The sequence below is a fragment of the Lactobacillus sp. genome (genome assembly GCF_051893255.1).
GTDB lineage: Bacteria > Bacillota > Bacilli > Lactobacillales > Lactobacillaceae > Lactobacillus.
In genome coordinates this window covers 26,384-42,641 of the sequence record NZ_JBJFHB010000026.1, presented here as the reverse complement: position 1 = coordinate 42,641, position 16,258 = coordinate 26,384, and the positions used below count along the sequence as shown (strand labels likewise).

Annotated in this window: 13 protein-coding genes; 4 read left to right on the top strand and 9 right to left on the bottom strand. The window is 50.7% G+C overall.

Annotation, left to right across the window (positions count from 1 at the left end):
* Positions 1-320: 320 nt before the first annotated feature.
* The 8 genes from ACI4WN_RS02495 to ACI4WN_RS02460 all read right to left on the bottom strand — a co-directional run bounded on the left by ACI4WN_RS02495 (position 321) and on the right by ACI4WN_RS02460 (position 10,937).
* Positions 321-551 carry a hypothetical protein gene (locus ACI4WN_RS02495; protein ID WP_439776834.1) on the bottom strand — a complete coding sequence of 77 codons (231 nt, stop codon included), beginning with the start codon at positions 549-551 and terminating at the stop codon, positions 321-323.
* A 136-nt stretch (positions 552-687) separates the two neighbouring features.
* Entirely contained in the window at positions 688-1,515 is an 828-nt protein-coding gene (nadE, locus tag ACI4WN_RS02490; RefSeq protein WP_154486171.1) for an ammonia-dependent NAD(+) synthetase, read from the bottom strand.
* A gap of 114 nt (positions 1,516-1,629) precedes the next feature.
* Positions 1,630-2,331: a glycosyltransferase family 32 protein gene (locus tag ACI4WN_RS02485; protein WP_439776833.1), complete on the bottom strand. Its 702-nt coding sequence runs from the start codon at positions 2,329-2,331 to the stop codon at positions 1,630-1,632.
* Between the two features lie 7 nt (positions 2,332-2,338).
* Entirely contained in the window at positions 2,339-3,442 is a 1,104-nt protein-coding gene (locus tag ACI4WN_RS02480; protein WP_439776832.1) for a glycosyltransferase, read from the bottom strand.
* 13 nt (positions 3,443-3,455) lie between these two features.
* Positions 3,456-4,181, bottom strand: a complete 726-nt coding sequence (locus tag ACI4WN_RS02475) for a WecB/TagA/CpsF family glycosyltransferase (RefSeq protein ID WP_439776831.1) — start codon at positions 4,179-4,181, stop codon at positions 3,456-3,458.
* A 4-nt stretch (positions 4,182-4,185) separates the two neighbouring features.
* Positions 4,186-5,619, bottom strand: a complete 1,434-nt coding sequence (locus tag ACI4WN_RS02470; RefSeq protein WP_439776830.1) for an oligosaccharide flippase family protein — start codon at positions 5,617-5,619, stop codon at positions 4,186-4,188.
* A gap of 81 nt (positions 5,620-5,700) precedes the next feature.
* Entirely contained in the window at positions 5,701-7,029 is a 1,329-nt protein-coding gene (iscB, locus tag ACI4WN_RS02465) for an RNA-guided endonuclease IscB (protein WP_439776829.1), read from the bottom strand.
* 386 nt (positions 7,030-7,415) lie between these two features.
* Positions 7,416-10,937 carry a DNA polymerase III subunit alpha gene (locus ACI4WN_RS02460; protein WP_439776828.1) on the bottom strand — a complete coding sequence of 1,174 codons (3,522 nt, stop codon included), beginning with the start codon at positions 10,935-10,937 and terminating at the stop codon, positions 7,416-7,418.
* Between the two features lie 159 nt (positions 10,938-11,096).
* Here ACI4WN_RS02460 and ACI4WN_RS02455 point away from each other — a divergent pair, with 159 nt between their 5' ends.
* The 4 genes from ACI4WN_RS02455 to proC all read left to right on the top strand — a co-directional run bounded on the left by ACI4WN_RS02455 (position 11,097) and on the right by proC (position 14,638).
* Positions 11,097-11,297: a YjzD family protein gene (locus ACI4WN_RS02455; RefSeq protein ID WP_008461313.1), complete on the top strand. Its 201-nt coding sequence runs from the start codon at positions 11,097-11,099 to the stop codon at positions 11,295-11,297.
* A gap of 130 nt (positions 11,298-11,427) precedes the next feature.
* Positions 11,428-12,507 (top strand): glutamate 5-kinase, encoded by a 1,080-nt coding sequence (proB, locus tag ACI4WN_RS02450; protein WP_439776827.1) that lies wholly within the window; start codon positions 11,428-11,430, stop codon positions 12,505-12,507.
* 58 nt (positions 12,508-12,565) lie between these two features.
* Entirely contained in the window at positions 12,566-13,813 is a 1,248-nt protein-coding gene (locus ACI4WN_RS02445) for a glutamate-5-semialdehyde dehydrogenase (RefSeq protein ID WP_439776826.1), read from the top strand.
* 51 nt (positions 13,814-13,864) lie between these two features.
* A complete protein-coding gene (gene proC / locus ACI4WN_RS02440) occupies positions 13,865-14,638 on the top strand; it encodes a pyrroline-5-carboxylate reductase (RefSeq protein WP_439776825.1) in 774 nt (257 codons plus the stop codon).
* Positions 14,639-14,761: 123 nt separating this feature from the next.
* On the opposite strand, the gene ACI4WN_RS02435 is transcribed toward proC, so the two are convergent.
* Positions 14,762-16,141, bottom strand: a complete 1,380-nt coding sequence (locus ACI4WN_RS02435; RefSeq protein WP_439776824.1) for a glycoside hydrolase family 1 protein — start codon at positions 16,139-16,141, stop codon at positions 14,762-14,764.
* Between the last annotated feature and the right edge of the window lie 117 nt (positions 16,142-16,258).

The following is a 16,258-nucleotide window of genomic DNA, read 5'->3' as shown; positions in this document are numbered from 1 at the left end:
TTTTTCTGAATATTATCACCGGTTCAATTTTTATAATACGAGTTGAGTAAACTTTGGGCAGCAACGCCCATTACTTGAGTAAGTCTGTGTGCATCCCGCCCCTGTTTTGACTCAACCAAACTTGATTTGCCGTTTTTTCGCCCCCGAGTTGACTCAACCAGACTCGTTTGCCACTTTTCCGCCCCCGTTTTGACTCAACCGGACTCGTTTTACCACTTTTCCGCCCCCGAGTTGACTCAACCAACCCCATTTTTCCATTTTTTTGCCCCCGAATTAACTCAACCGGACTCGTTTTGCCACTTTTTCGCCCCCAAGTTGACTCAACCGAACCTGGTTGACATACTTTGGGGGCAAATTTCGGCAAAATCCAGCGCGGTTGACATACTTCGGGGGCAATTTTCGACAAAATCCAGACCGGTTGACATACTTCGGGGGCAATTTTCGACAAAAATCTGACCGGTTGACATACTTTGGGGGCGAATTTCGCCAAAAAACAAGCCGGTTGACATACTTTGGGGGCTTTTTCCGGCAAAATTCAGACCGGTTGACATACTTCAGGGGCGATTTTTGCCAAAATCCAGCGCGGTTGACATACTTCGGGGGCACCATCACCGCCACCACACCGCACCCCACACCGCACCAACGACCACACAAAAAGGCGACCCACCGGGGCCGCCCTACCTAACTTTACTTTTTATAAAAATCATCAAAAATCGTGACTGGCAAGTGACGCTTGTGCTCGCTCTTCTTCCACAGCTTTTCGATCTGTTCAGCCGCAGCATCGCTGACTTCCCGGCCTTCCAGGTAGTCGTCGACTTCGTTGTAGGTCACGCCAAGCGCTTCTTCGTCTGGCAAGTCTGGCTTTTCTTCTTCCAGGTCAGCCGTTGGCGCCTTCAAGTACAGGTGCTCTGGGCAGCCGAGCTCCTTCAGCAGCGCCTTGCCCTGCCGCTTGTCCAAGCGGAACAACGGCGTGAGGTCAGCGGCGCCGTCACCGTACTTGGTGTAAAAGCCGCTGAAGTTTTCAGCCGCGTGGTCAGTCCCGACAACCGCACCATTGTTGGCGCCGGCGATGGCGTATTGCACTACCATTCTTTCCCGGGCCTTGATGTTGCCCTTGTTAAAGTCGGTGATCGCAACACCCGTGTCTTCCAGAGTCTTGACCAAGGCATCAACGCCGGCCTTGATGTTTTCGATCAAGTCCACGTCCGGCTTGATGAAATCAACGGCGTCTTGAGCGTCAGCGGCGTCATTTTGCACGCCGTATGGCAGGCGGACAGCGATAAACTTGTAGTCTTCCCCAGTTTCTTCCCGCATTTCGCTGATGGCCATTTGGCAGAGCTTGCCCGTCAAAGTGGAGTCTTGCCCGCCGGAAATGCCCAAAACGTAGCTCTTCAAGAAGGGGTTAGCCTTCAAGTAGCCCTTCAAGAAATCAATGGTCTTGCGGATTTCTTCCTTCGGGTCGATTTCTGGTAAAACATGTTCATATTCAACGATCTTCTTTTGCAGATCTCTCATTTGCTGCCTCGCAATTCTAGTTTTATATAAAAAATTATCTCTGCCCTTTATTATAACCAAAATTGGTCTACTTAGTTTTCAGAAAATGACTTTCAAGCCTTTTTCTTTAAAAAATTAACGTCTAAAGGCCTGATAGTAAATTTTCGCACGTTTTTGGCTGGTAATATGTAATTTTAAAAAGGTCACCAGGTCGTGCTTAAAGGAATTTTTCCCTTCCAGCCAGGTACCGGTAAAGAGGTGGATGGACAAAGAATCCGGCGACGGGTTGCATAAAATCCCGTCCGGGTAAACGTGCAGGCCGGCTTTCAGGACCTGGTCAAAATTGCCCTTCTTCAGGCCGTACTTGTCCACTGCGATGTCGGTTACCGACAAGGAGTTGACCCCGGCCAGCTGGTCGCCCTGGTCAAAAGTAAAGTCCAGGTCATCGTAGTAGTGCAAAATGTCGCTGGCCAAGGGGTGGCCTTTTTCACAGCCGATAATGGCGGCTGACAGGTAATCGTTATTTTCGAAACCGATAAAGGCCCGGTCGCTGAGCAAGCCGTCAAAGGACTCTAGGACCATCACGTCGGTATCCAGGTAGATCCCGCCCATGTCATAGAGGGCCTTAGCCCGGACGTAGTCGGACACGAAGGCCCATTTTTTGGCCTGGTAGGCCTGCTCCACGTAACGGTTGGCATGCAAATCGATCTTGTCTTCGTTCCATTCGATGATCTGGTAGTCCGGCAGGCGCTTTTGCCAAGAGGCGATGCACTTTTGGATCACCTTGGACTTGGGCGCTCCGCCCACCCAGACATAGTGGATAATTTTGGGAATCATAATTTTTCTAACCCTTTTTTGAATCTAGCGCCGTCTCATAGGCGGTCATGATGTCGGCCAGCTGCTGGTCGAGGGAAAAATGCTGGCTGGCATAGGCCTTCTCTTTTTCCGCCATAGTCATACGATCGCCTTCTGGCATCTGGCAAAAAGTCTTCAAACCCGCAGCCAGTGCCTCCGCATCCCCGACCGGGACGATCCGACCATAGCTGTCATCCGGGATCAAGGCTTCTACGCCCCCCACGTCTGTGGTCAAAAGCGGCAGCAAGTTGTCGGCGGCTTCCAGCAAGACCAGCGGGAAGCTTTCAGAATAAGAGCTGAGCACCGCTAAATCCATGGTCTGGTAGAGCTGCTTAATCTCTTTTTGCGGCAAAAAGCCGTGGAAGACCACCTGCTGGTCTAACCCCAGCTGCTTGGTCAAGTCGCGCAAGTGGTCTTCTTCGCTTCCCGCACCCACCAGGTGCAAGACCAGCTGCGGATCGGCCGCCTTTTTCACAGCTCGCAAGAGCAGGTCTTGGCCCTTAACTTTTTCAAAGCGGCCAACGTTGACAATATTAAAGCCTTCGTGCAGCTTTTTAGGCAAAAGCAGGGCATTATCGGTAAAGTTCAGGCCGTTGTAGATTACGGCGATCCGCTGGGGATCGACGCCGTCGGCCGTCAGGATCTTTTCAAAGCGCTGGGTGATGGCGAAGACCAGGTCTGCCTGGCGGATGGCCCGCAGGTTCAGCTTGGTAAACAGGGTGCCGGCCGCGCCCCGGCCCGCAAAGTCGATGGCGGGGTCAGAATGGACGGTCACTGCCCACAGGCAGGGCAAGGACTTGTGGATCAAGCTGACAAAAAGATTGGCCCGGGCCCCGTGGGTGTGGACCACGTCGTAGCCGCCCTCCAGGATAAAGGCCTTCAGCCGCTTAGGCAAACTCAGGTCATACCGGCTGGCCTTGCCCAGGGTTGTCACCTTGATCCCGCGCTCTCTGGCAGTAGCGGCGACTGGGCCATCGGCAAAAGTCAAGAGCTCAAAATTTTCCTGGGCTTCTTTGGCCTTTTCCAAAAGGCTGACAATGTGGGTTAAGCCGCCGCCCACTTCTAAACCCGCGTTAATATGCAGTACTTTCATTGCTTAGCCCGTCCTACTTTTTCTTGCTCTTTTTGACTTCGACCACGAACTTGGGCAAAACCATCATCCGGCCGATCCGGGTCGGCTCTTTCAAGAGGCGGTAAAACCACTCAAGATGCGCATCTTGGAAGGCTTTCGGCGCCCGTTTGGCCATGCCGGAAAAGACGTCAAAGCTGCCGCCGACCCCCATCATGGTGGCCGGGAGCTCCTCTTCCCGCAAAATGGCCAGCAACCGCTCTTGCTTAGGGAAGCCCAGGGCCGCAAAGACCAGGTCAGGCTGGGCCGCCTTAATCCGGCTGGCCACTGTTTCTAGCGAATCCTTGAAATAGCCGTCTTCGCAGCCCACCAGCTGGATGCCGGGGTAGTCGGTCTGAACCTTTTTTTCCACGGCCTGGATGACTTCGGGCTTGGCCCCGATCAGGTAGACCCGGAGCTTGTCTTTATTTGCCGTATCGAGGAACCAGGTAAAAAGGTCGTAGCCGGTCACCCGCTCGGGCAGGCGCTTGCCCAGCATCCGGGCGGCCTTGACGATGCCGATCCCGTCAGCGGTCACATAGTCGGCCACATTGTTAATGATGTCCCGGTAGCTGGGGTCGTCTTTGGCCGTCATCACGATTTCCGGGTTGGCGGTCACGATGAAGGTGGATTGGCGCTTTTTTAACCGGTCTAAAAATTTCGCCTCGAATTCGCTCAGGCTGTACTTGTCAAAGCCGACGCCTAAGATGTTGATTTTTACCATGGTCTCACGCTTTCTTGAAAAACTTTTTTAAAACGGCCACAAGGTCTTGGTTCAGGTCAAACTTAACCAGCCAGATGATCAGGGCGTAAACCGCCATGATCACCAAAGACTTGACCGTCATGTTGATAAAGGCACTCGGGATGGCCGGGAAGGGCCAGAATAGCCCCAAAGCCAGGCTGACCGCCATGGCCAAGAAGCATTTGGGAATCTCGCCAAAAGTCCCCTTAAAATTGTAGGCATCCCGGACGATGTAGCAGCGCAAAAAGAGCACGACGAGCTCCGTGATTAAGATGGCGGCCGTGGCCCCAGCGGCCGCATAAGGCCGGTCCAAGAGGTAGCTCAGGATTAATTCCAAAACCGCCCCGATGGTCACCGGAATGGCGTAGTCCTTGTCTCTTTGGTTGGCCAGGGCGTACTGGTTGGCAAAAACGCCCCCCATCGGGATCATGATGATGGTCAGGGTGAAGAAGAACATCAAAGGCGTCATCGGAATATACTTTTTGCCAAAGAAAAACGGGACGAATTCCTTGGTATTGACCATGACGATCACGGCAAAAAGCGTTCCGAGCAAGGTTGTCGCTTCAAGCGACTTCTTCATGACCTTCTTTTGCTCGCTCTGCCCCTGGATGGCCATCTGCGGCATGATCACCAGGGAAATGCTGGTGATTACGCCGAGGAGCATGTTGGAGATTCGCTGGGAATTATCGTAAAAAGAAACCTGGGCCGTATTTTGGAAAAGGCCCAAGATTGGCTTGTCCAAAGAGGTATAGATCTGGGTTGCGATCTGCGGAATCATCAGGGTCATGATGGCCTTTTTGGTCTCGGCAAAGTGGTAAAAATGCCAAGTTGGCTTGCCCACGTACTCCCGGATCCGGAGCCAAAAGACGAAAGAACCCAGCATGGTGGAAATGGACATGATCAAAAAGTACTTCCAAAGGTCGCCGGGACTTTTGACCAAGAGCAAGATGAAGACCACACTGGTGATCTTAACGATGGTGTTTCTGAGCACCACCCGGCCAAAGTCGGCCAAGCCCTGGAAGAACCAGGAAATGTCAAATTGGGCCGACACCAGATATGGCAGCATCAAGAGGTACCATTGCCAGTACTTGACGCGGAAGAGCAAGCAAACGAAGACCGTCAAGGCAATGGTGGCCAAGCCGCCCAAAAATTGGAAGTACCACAGGCCCCAAAAAGCCCGGGTCAGCTCGCCCTTAACCCGCTGATTGCGGGCTTTGGAAATCGACCGCACCCCAATGTTGGTGAGCGACAAGACGCAGAAGATCATCAAGAACTGGACGGTGTTGTTGACGCTGGAGTAAATGCCATAAGTCGTTGGCCCCAAGACCCTTGACAGGTAAGGAACCGTGATCAGGGGCACCAGGACCAAAAAGATCTGGTAAACGGCATTGTAAAAAATATTTAGCAGTGTTCTTTTCAATGATTTTCAACGGCAGGCAAGACCGGGATTCCACCTATTTCAATGGGTGGAGGAATAGGGCTCGCCTGCCTTCCTTCTTTCTTACTTAAATTCGTACAGAGAAAGCTTTTGCTCTGCTTTTTGCCAGTTGCCGTTATGCATGATCAGCCGGCACTGCTTTCTATTAATATAATTCTTGCCATTGTTCAGTACGTAATTGCCTAAGCCATCCGCCAAATATACAAAATATCCGTTCGACTTAAAGCCTTGAACGTAGCCCTTGGCATTATTTCCAATTATGCGAACGTAGTCATTCAGCCATATACCGCGGGCATATTTCGTGTTCTTCGCGTTCCGCTTGGCTGCCTTGTTCGGCTGCTTTCTGCCTTTTCTCGCGGTTGCTTCATGAAGCGACCGCTTCTTCTTGCGGAACTGGCTGATCATCGTCACCGTTTCCGGCATTTGACCCACTGACTTGATCCCGCTGATTGCGATTGCATCCATAAAGTGACCTTTTGGCAAAAGAAGATTCTTACGATCTACGTAGGTTTGCGAACCGTACTGAAAACTTGCTTCTGGGAAGGCAGTCATAATCCGCTTGCGCAGAATGTTCATGAACGTTGCACCCTTCAGCTGCTTTGTCACTTTCTTCTTTGCCTTCATCCACTTGTAGAGCTTGCCACCTGGCTGGTGGTTCTTCGTGGTATGGCAGTCCGTGCAAAGCGTTATTAGATTGTCCACCCGGTTTGTCCCGCCTTGTGAGCGGTAGACAATGTGGTGGACAACAAGCTTTACGCCTTCGCCATGTTTATGGCAGAGCTGACAGGTGTACTCGTCACGTGCCAGCACGTAATACTCATAGTTCTTCCAGTCCTTCAGTGAGCCTTCTTGATACTGCTTGCCTGAAATCGTCGGATTGAGCATCTTGGCCATGTCAAACTTGCCTACTTCGATGTGAAGATCGGGATTTGGCAACACAGCCAGATAGCGTTTGATCCAAGCAATGTTATGGCTTACCTTGCCTTTTATTGACGGCGGAAGCCATAAGCCGTCTCGCTTGCCATGCACTCTGTTTAAAAAGCGGGCTTGGCGATAGCGGGTCTTGCGGTTTCTTCTGCTTCTGCGGTAGATCTTGCGGGTGTACAGATTTTTGTGCACGTCTTGGCGAAGATCTACCTCGCTTTGGTACAGCACCTTGTTTTGACTGACAACGGCAAAGCCAATGTGTCTCTGCCCAGTGTCTACGCCAAGGCTTACCTTCTGTTTATAGCCATACGAGCCATATTTCAGCTGGATGGTGAATGGATATTTCTTGACCACAAAAGCCTTGCCGCTTTTCAGCAGCAGCCTGGCCTTTCTTGGACGGCATGGCATTAGCGGCTTGCCGTCCCTGCCCAGCAGAAACACCCGATTGGCATTTTCATGCTTCATGTTTTTTCTCCTTTTTCGTAATGCAGGAAACAGTGATTCCTGCCACTCGTCCAAACCAGGAGACCCAATTTGGATTTGCGTTGTTGCCCATCGACAATGTTATCCATGCTTGTGGGCGCAGTTGACTGTCACGTTAACCTCATGACTGTTTACAGAGCTGCCACAGAGCCAAAGACTTGGGCATCATCCTTGGGTGTGATGACATGGATAACGTAGTTCCTCTATCCAGTCAGCCGAAGCCGATTGGATAGCTTAGTCTAGACAATGAAAGCTGGATTTCTCCAGCCTCCCTGCTAAAGATAAGAGACCTGAAGCTTGCACTTCAAGCCCCTTACTTCGGTAAGGGGTTACCATTGACAAAAATGAATTGGTCAAGAAAATTTTCGCTACTTTTGCAAATTTACTTGGCGGACATGGTAGATCTTAAAATCAATGCCGGCATTTTGACTGGCCAGACCTTCGGTATCAATCAGGTAATAGCTGCCTGCTTGCGGCTTTTGCTTGATTGAGCGAAATTCCTCAGCAAAAAGCAAGGCCCGGTAGCGGCCACTGGAATCAGCAATTGACAAGGTTGCCATTTGATTGCCGTTTTTGTCCAGGTGGTCGCGGACAGCTAAGACCTTGACGATCGCCCGGGCTCTTTGCCGCAAGTGAATCTGTCTTAATCGCACCGTTTGAAACTGCTGGTCACAATACTGCTCAAGCGCCTTTTCCTTTGGCTTTGGCTGCTGTGCTTGCTTGACTTCTCTAGCCTTTTCTAAGAGCTTCTTTTCTGATAAAATCGTAAGCTCCCGCAAGATCAGCTGGTAGCCGCGCGGATCATTTTGGTCATTTCTTTTGGACACCCGGATCAGACATAAAGTACCTTTCGGCAAGGCTTCCAGCTTGAAGCGCCGGTATTCATCTGAAAAAATCGTGACTTTTTCAGACAACTGGGAATCGTTAAAGTAGGCATTGCTGCCCTTTTGACCAGCGTTAGCCCCTTTTTTGATCAGCCAGTCATTTTTTCTTTCAAAAACAGTCAAGACATTGGCCGTTTGGCCTAAGGCGATGGCCGCAAAAGGAATTGCCTGGTAGCTGGCACCCAAGACTCTTTGAGCCAGGGCAAGCGGGGATTTAGTAATGGCAAAGCCTAAGCTCTGCTGCTCCATGGCCATCTTTTCACTGGCGGTGGGTTCTGGCATCTGTTCAAGCTTCACGGTTAATAAGTCCTGCAAGACCAGGCTCTTTTTGGTCATCTTGGCATTTTTGATCAAGGCCGGGCAATTGGCCAAGAGGTTGTTGCGATTAGTGTCTAATTGGTCAAAGGCTCCCGCCGCAATCAGGAGCTTGATCTGGTTTTCTTTCAGATTTTGGTCATCCAGCTGCCTTAAAAAAGCCGAAAAACTGGTAATTGGCCGCTTCATGGCCAGAAGGTTGTCGATAAAGGAATTCGGCAGGCCAATCACCGCCCTAAAGCCCAGATAAATGGCGCCGTTATGGACGCTGGCATTTGCCTCGCTGTGGTTAATGTCTGGCCCAAAGACTTGAAGGCCAAACTTTTGTGCTTCGGCATAGTAATTGCCCAGGTCCTTGCCCCTAGTCTTGCCAAACTGCACCAGGAAAAATTCCTGCGGGTAGTGGACTAAGAGGTAAGCTTCCCAATAGGCCAACAAGGCATAGGCGACGGCATGGGAGTGGTTAAAGCCGTAGCCGGCAAAAGGCTCAATTGCCCGGAAGATTTCTAGAGCTTTTTCCTGGCTATGGCCTTGGCTGACTGCCCCTTTGACAAATTTGGTCTTTTGTTCTTCTAAGACAGCGGCCTCTTTTTTAGAAATGGCCCGGCGGAAGATGTCGGCTTCACTTAGGTTAAAGCCAGCAAAAAGCTGGGCCGTCTGGATGACCTGCTCTTGGTAAACCAGGATTCCGTAAGTTGGCTCGAGGATCGGTCTTAGGGAATCGTCTAAATAGCTGACCGGACTTTGACCATTTTTCCGGGCGGCATAAAGCGGCACGCTCTTGATCGGACCAGGCCGGTAGAGGGCGATGGCGGCCGACAGATCGTCAAAAGATTCTGGCTTCAGCTGCCTTAAGGTGTCCTGCATTCCTCTTGACCCCAATTGAAAGATCAGCGCGGTTTCCCCAGCCTGGAGGAGGCGGAAAACGGCCGGATCATTCAGCGGAATCTTGAGTAGGTCAAGGTCCGTCCCCTTTTCCTTGATTAGCTTCAAGACCTGTTCCAGCATCTCTAGGTTGCTCAAGGTCAAAAAGTCGATTTTTAAAAGGCCGTACTTTTCCACGTATTCCTTCGTTTGCTGAACCGTCCATAAGGGCGCCTCTTGCCCGGTCATCAGGCCAATCTTGCTGGACAAGGGCTCTTCACTGATCACGACGCCCGGGGCATGCGTCCCCGTATCTTCAGGCAGGCCCGACAATTTTTTAGCAGTTTGGTAGACCAGCTGGTTCAGCCAAGAGGCAGAGACTATGGTGCGAAATTCTGGCTGCTGAAAAGCCTCGTCTAAATTTTGGGCGGCCCCCATGGCCTTTTTCAGCTGGTCAATGGCCAGGTTGGTCAAGCCAAAGGCATGGCCGACCCGCTCCAAGGCGCTTTTTGCCTGCATGGTGGTGAGGGCCAAGATCCGGGCCACTAGGTCAGAGCCATGGTCAAAGCGGAGCCTTTGCCCGTATTTTTCCTGCACATAGGCCATGGCGGCCTGGCGGCCGGCCGCGGTGAAGTCTAAGTCGATATCGGGCATGCTGCTTCTAGCCGGGTTTAAGAAGCGCTCAAACAAGAGGTCATACTTTAAAGGATCAATCTGGGTAATGCCTAAGGCATAGGCCACAAGTGAGCCTGCGGCTGACCCTCTCCCTGGCCCCATCAAGTAGCCCTGCTTTTTGGTATAAGCGACGATGTCGCCGACGATCAAGAAGTAGTCGCTAAAGCCCATCTGCTTGATGACTGTTAGTTCTTTTTCTAGGCGTTTTTGATAAGCTGGCCCCGTTAAGCCCAGCCGCTTTAAACCGGCGACCGCCCACTTGGTCAAATAGTCATCCGAGCTTAGGCCCGTTGTTTGCGGAAAGACCGGCAATTGGGGCTTAGCAAATGGGATTTGAGCATCCGCCTTTTCTGCAATCTCCCAGGTATTCAAAAAGGCCTCTTTTAAGCCCAGCTTTTGGCAGGCGTCAAAAAGCTCGCTAGCCGGCCGCAAGTAGTGGGACCCCCGCCCCTTGGCGATTGTTTTTAGCTCGTCTTCTGTAAAGATCTTTTTCGTCTTGATGGCACCTAGCACCTTTTGGCTAAACTGATCTTCCGGGTTAAGGTAGCGGACGTCTTCAGTAATTGCCGTTTTTAAGGAAAAGTCTTTTGCCAGCTTTTGGACAAACTGGTTATAAAAAGCCGCACTCTCAGCTGGGTATAAGCCAAGATAAAGGTCCCACCCACTAGTTTTTGCCTGCTCTCTTAAAGCCGTCAAAAAAGTCTGCCCAACGCTCTCTTGCCCCATATCATAGAGGTAGCGCAGCTCGCTGGTCGGCCCGGCAGGCACGATGGCCATTAAATCCGGCAGGTCTTGGGGCAAGGAATTAAGTGCCGGCAGGCTCTCCCCTTTTAAGTCGCCGGAGGCCAAATTTAAGTAGCTGGACAAGCGCATCAGCGACTGGTAGCCCCGCTGGCTCTTGGCTAAAAAAATCAGGTCAAAAGCCTGATCACCGCTGCCCAGATACCGTCCCTGGATCCCTAATAAGGGCTTGATGCCAGCCTTTTTGGCGGTCAGGTAAAAGTCGGCCAGACCAAAAGTGACATTGACGTCGGTCAAAGCGACCGCGCCATAGCCGCGCTCCTTGGCCCCCAAGACCAGGTCCTTGACCTTCAATGGACTGGCTAAAATCGTATTGGCGGAGATTGCCTGCAAAACTGCTGCTTTGACCATTTTTTGCCCCTTTCTGCGTTACTTATCTTTCCTTGTTTTCTCTCATTTTTTCTTTTTTAAGATATTTATCGTCCTTTCAATTATAGCAAAGTCACCCTTTTTCACATTGAATTTAGTCGCCAATTCTGCTAAAATGCATAGCGAAAGAAGGAAGATAGTATGGGACGTTATATTGTTTGTACCGTCTGGGGGATGATCTTCATGTTCATCGTTGGCTTCATTGGGGCTCCCCTGACTCAAAGCAGCTATGATCCTGTTACCTTGTTGGTAGTGGGTGCAATTTTTGGTTTCTTGTTCTCTTTGATCATTCCAAAAATCACCGCCCATTCTGTTAAAGACGATTCCGTTTATAGCAAATAAGGCACAGATGAATATGTTTCTAGGCTAGTCACTTCGTGGCTAGCCTTTTTGCATTGTACTAAAAGTAAGCAGACATGCGCAAAAAATGCTATCATATCTAGACAAACCAAAATATTAAGGAAGTTTCAATATGGAAGAAAACTTGATCGTTTTTAAAGTCGGAACCTCTTCCCTGACTAGTCCAGCCGGGGATTTGGATCCAAGCAAGATCTTGAAGATTACCAGTCAGCTGGCAGCTTTGCACCAAAAGGGCTACAAGCTGGTTTTGGTAACCTCAGGTTCAATTGCCGCTGGCTTTCGCCGGCTGGGCTTTGACAAACGACCCAAGAAGGTAGCCGACAAGCAAGCCGCTGCCGCCGTGGGCCAGGGCCTATTAATCGAAGAATACACTAAAGACCTCTTGGCCAAGGGCGTGGTCTCTGCGCAGATCCTCTTGACTCAAGACGACTTTGCCGACCAGCGCCGCTACCAAAACGCTTCTAACGCTTTAAGCGTCTTGATCAACCGCCGGGTGATCCCGATCATCAACGAAAATGACACCATTGCCATCGACGAATTAAAGGTTGGCGATAACGACACCCTGTCAGCCCAAGTAGCATCCCTTTTAAAGGCTGACCTCCTGGTCCTCTTGACCGACGTGCCTGGCCTATACAGCGCTAACCCGCGGACTAACCCTAATGCTCACCCAATTCCTGTGATTGAAAACATCACGCCAAAGACCTTCGAAATTGCTGGCGGTGCGGGTTCTAGCAACGGGACTGGCGGGATGGCCACCAAGATCAAGGCCGCTGACATGGCCACCAAGTCTGGCGTGCCGGTCTTCATCTGCTCATCAGAGAGCTCTCAAGCGATGATTGACGCCGTTGACCAGTTAAACCAAGGAACGCTGTTTACCGCCAACGAAAATGCCTTTAACCAAAAGAAGCAATGGCTGGCCTTTTACGCCCCGACCACGGCCAAGGTCTTTATCGATCAAGGGGCCGTCAATGCCATGGCTAAAAAAGGCTCTAGTCTCCTCATCTCCGGGATCAAGCAGGTTAAGGGCAACTTCCAAAAAGACGATATCGTGGAAGTCTACAGCTTAACCACTAAGCACCTGATCGGCAAGGGCAAGGCCCGCTTCTCTAAGCCGGTTTTAAAGGAAATTCTGGAACAAAACCACCCTGAAGGGATCTTCATTCACCGGGATGACTGGGTAACTACATTATAATTTTGACAATTTCAGCTTATTATTTGATCTATACTATTTTTTAAAAAGGAACGACACTATGGAAGAATCATCAACGCAACGGCTGATGGACAGCCTGCTGGTCCACAAGCAAGAAGTCAACTTGGCTACGACCGAAGAAAAGAATGAAGCCTTAGCTGCCATGGCTGATGAGCTATTGGCAGAAAAAGACGAGATCTTAAAGGCCAACGAACTTGACCTGGAAAAGGCCAAGGGCACGATCTCAGACGTGATGCTGGACCGGCTCCGCTTAACCGACAAAAGACTGACCGGGATGGCCAATGGGATCAGAGCCCTGTTCGACCTGCCAGACCCAGTCGGCCGTGTACTGGACAAGTACGTGGCTGACAACGGCTTAGTTATTGAAAAGAAGTCTGTGCCATTTGGCCTGCTTGGCATGATCTACGAAAGCCGGCCAAACGTTACTTCTGACGTCGCTGCTTTAGCCATCAAGTCCGGCAACGCGGCGCTGCTTCGTTCAGGCAAGGAAGCCTTCAACTCCGCTAACGCCATCATGACTGCTTTAAAAAAGGGCTTGGAAAAGAGCGCAATTTCACCTAAGACCATTGAACTGGTGCAAGACACGACTCGCCAGTCATCAACTGAAATGATGACCGCTCGGGGCAAGATCGACCTCTTGATTCCTCGGGGCGGCAAGGGCTTGATCCGCGCCGTCGTTGACAACGCTACGGTTCCAGTCATCGAAACCGGGACGGGGATCTGCCACATTTACGTTAACAAGGCAGCCAACTTAGACGAAGCCGTTAGAATTACGGCTAACGCCAAGATGAGCCGGCCATCTGTCTGCAACGCGGCTGAAGTCTGCTTGGTTGACCAAGAAGTTGCGGCCGACTTTTTGCCAAAACTTGCAGAAGCCTTCGCCGGCAAAGTGGAAATGCGGGCTGACGAACGTGCTAAGGAATACCTGCCAGACGCCAAATTAGCTGGCCCAGACGACTTTGACACGGAATTTTTGGACTACATCATGGCCATTAAGGTGGTTGACGGATTAGAAGACGCCATCAAGCACATCGCCAAGCACTCCACCCACCACAGTGAAGCCATCATCACCGAAGACCAAGCAGCTGCCGACCGCTTCACCCAAGCCGTCGACTCAGCCGCCGTTTACGTTAACGCCTCTACCCGCTTTACCGACGGGGGTGAATTTGGCCTAGGATGCGAAATCGGGATTTCAACCCAAAAGATGCATGCACGTGGACCAATGGGCTTAAACGAGCTGAACACCTACAAGTACATCATTCACGGGGATGGGCAAATCAGAGAATAAGCTGATCAAAAATAAAAGACAGCAAAAAATACTAGTTAGGAGAGATACTTAATGTTAGTTGGATTTATTGGACTAGGCAACATGGGCTCAGCCATCGCCAAGGCAGTAGCCAAGGTGGAAGGCACCGACCTCCTGCTCAGCAATCACAACGTCGAAAAAGCCAGCAAGCTGCAAGCGGAAATTGGCGGTACGCTGGCTACTAACCAGGAAATCGCTGAAAAGAGCGACGTAGTCTTTTTAGGCGTAAAGCCATACCAAGTGGGACAAGCGATCGCCGAACTTAGTGACAGCACTAAAAACAATGCTATTTGGATCTCCATGGCTACTGGCGTGGCCTTGGCTGACCTGGAAAAATTATTGCCTGGCCACAGCATTGTCCGGATGATGCCAAACACCCCCGTTGCCTTGGGTGCCGGCATGACCAGCTTTACCGCTAGTGACGACGAAGCTAAGGCAGTCTTCACCAAGTTGATGGCTTATTCCGGTGAAATCGTGGAAATTGCCGAAAACTTGATGGATGCTGCAACGGCAGTAGCTGGCTGCGGCCCAGCTTATGTCTACCAATTTATCGAAGCCATGGCTGATGCCGGCGTGCAAAATGGCTTGGCTCGCCAGGCCGCGATCAAGATGGCTGCCCAAACCGTTTTGGGGTCTGCTGAAATGGTCTTAAAGACCGGCCAGCACCCAGCCCAGCTGCGCGATGCCGTTACCTCACCAGGCGGCTCCACCATTGCCGGCGTAGTTGCCTTAGAGCAAAATGGCTTCCGCTACGCCACGATCAGCGCTGTTAACGCTGCTTTGGCCCGGAACAAGGAATTAGGCTAAAAAGATAGCTAATCATAGCTAATCAAATCAAAGAAAAACAGCTTTTTGACAGATGCATATTGTCAAAAAGCTGTTTTTTTGTACCTGATAGTTTTGGTTTCGGAAAGTATCTAGTTTCAAATGCTACAGTTTTTCACCGTTGCTGGTAAAGACCTGCTTAAACCAGGCAAAGGACTTCTTTGGCACCCGCTTAAGGTCGCGCAGGTCGTGGTTGCCCCGGTTGACATAAACGGCTCCGTAGCGTTTTTCCATGTCGCCATGGGAGCTTGGGATGTCGATCAGGCCCCAGCCGAGGTAGCCCAAAACTTTTGCCCCATCTTCAAAAATCGCATCTTCCATAGCCTGGATGTGGGCCCGGTGGTAGGCAATGCGGTTATCATCGGCGATTTCATGGACTCCATCCCACTTTTCCCGGCAGCCGATCCCATTTTCGATTGGGAAAACTGGCAAATGGTAGGCATTATAGGTATGGGTAATGACGTTTCTAAAGCCGAGGGGGTCAATATCCCAGCCAAAGTCGCTGGTAGCCAAGAAGCGGTTATGTTCTCTGCTCCAATTTAGATAGCGGTTTGGCGCCTCCCCTGCCGGCACCTTGTCTCCGTTTAAGCAGGTTGACTGGTAGTAGCTAAAGGCCAAGAAGTCCGTATGCATCTGGGCCAAGATTGCTTCATCGCCTGCTTGAAAGTCCGGATCAATTTTGTGACTCTTGATCCAGGCCAGAACTTCATCTGAATACTTGCCGGTCGTATAGAGCTTGTTCAGGTTTTCGTTCAAAAATTCGTTGGACTTCCGCGCCATAAAGACATCGATCGGCTTGCTGCTTGCGGGATAAACCGGCGTATAAGCAATCATGCCGCCAAAGTTGATCTCTGGATATTTTTCGTGAGCGTAGTGGCTCAGCTCAGCATGGGCCAGCATGGTGTGGTGGAAGATTTGGTATAAGTCACTAATCGATTTATCGCCTTTGGTGTAGCCTGCGATCTCAAAAGCCAGGTCGGTAAAGTAGAGATTATGCTCGTTAAAAACGATCCAGTACTTAACCCGGCCGGCAAAATGGTCCAGCATGGCTTTCCCATAGCGGACAAAGTCGCCGACAACTTTCCTGGACATAAAACCATTGTCTTCTTTGGCAAGTTTTAAGGGCATGTCAAAGTGATATAGGCAGATCATGGGCTCAATACCCCGCTTCCGCATCCCATCTACCAGACGATCATAATAAGCTAGCCCGGCTGGATTAAGCTCGCCGTCCCCATCCTTGATCACCCGCGACCAAGAAATCTGGATCCGGTACATGTTCATCCCCATTTCTTGCATGAGGTCTAAATCTTCGTCATAGCGGTGGTATTCGTCAATGGCCGTGTGCCAGTCGGAGCTGTTTTCCGTGGCTTCCCGCACGTCATAGACTGACAGGCTTTTGCCATCCAGATTCCAGGCACCTTCGGTTTGCATGCTGGAAGTCGAATTCCCCCAGAAAAAGTCTTTTGGCAGCTTTCTTTCGCTCATTTTTTGCCTCCTATTACGTTTGCCCATCAGACATTAATATGTCTTTCTTTTTTACTATCTATGCCTTTATTATATAGCAACCGTTTTCAAATTGTAAAGAATATGTTTTATCTTTGG

Coding starts and splice junctions, on each gene's coding strand:
- ACI4WN_RS02445 (WP_439776826.1), top strand. CDS start 12,566: ATGGAAGAATCATCAACGCAACGGCTGATGGACAGCCTGCTGGTCCAC.
- ACI4WN_RS02435 (WP_439776824.1), bottom strand. CDS start 16,141: ATGAGCGAAAGAAAGCTGCCAAAAGACTTTTTCTGGGGGAATTCGACT.
- proC (WP_439776825.1), top strand. CDS start 13,865: ATGTTAGTTGGATTTATTGGACTAGGCAACATGGGCTCAGCCATCGCC.
- iscB (WP_439776829.1), bottom strand. CDS start 7,029: ATGAAGCATGAAAATGCCAATCGGGTGTTTCTGCTGGGCAGGGACGGC.
- nadE (WP_154486171.1), bottom strand. CDS start 1,515: ATGAGAGATCTGCAAAAGAAGATCGTTGAATATGAACATGTTTTACCA.
- ACI4WN_RS02485 (WP_439776833.1), bottom strand. CDS start 2,331: ATGATTCCCAAAATTATCCACTATGTCTGGGTGGGCGGAGCGCCCAAG.
- proB (WP_439776827.1), top strand. CDS start 11,428: ATGGAAGAAAACTTGATCGTTTTTAAAGTCGGAACCTCTTCCCTGACT.
- ACI4WN_RS02455 (WP_008461313.1), top strand. CDS start 11,097: ATGGGACGTTATATTGTTTGTACCGTCTGGGGGATGATCTTCATGTTC.
- ACI4WN_RS02480 (WP_439776832.1), bottom strand. CDS start 3,442: ATGAAAGTACTGCATATTAACGCGGGTTTAGAAGTGGGCGGCGGCTTA.
- ACI4WN_RS02475 (WP_439776831.1), bottom strand. CDS start 4,181: ATGGTAAAAATCAACATCTTAGGCGTCGGCTTTGACAAGTACAGCCTG.
- ACI4WN_RS02460 (WP_439776828.1), bottom strand. CDS start 10,937: ATGGTCAAAGCAGCAGTTTTGCAGGCAATCTCCGCCAATACGATTTTA.
- ACI4WN_RS02495 (WP_439776834.1), bottom strand. CDS start 551: ATGTCAACCGGTCTGAATTTTGCCGGAAAAAGCCCCCAAAGTATGTCA.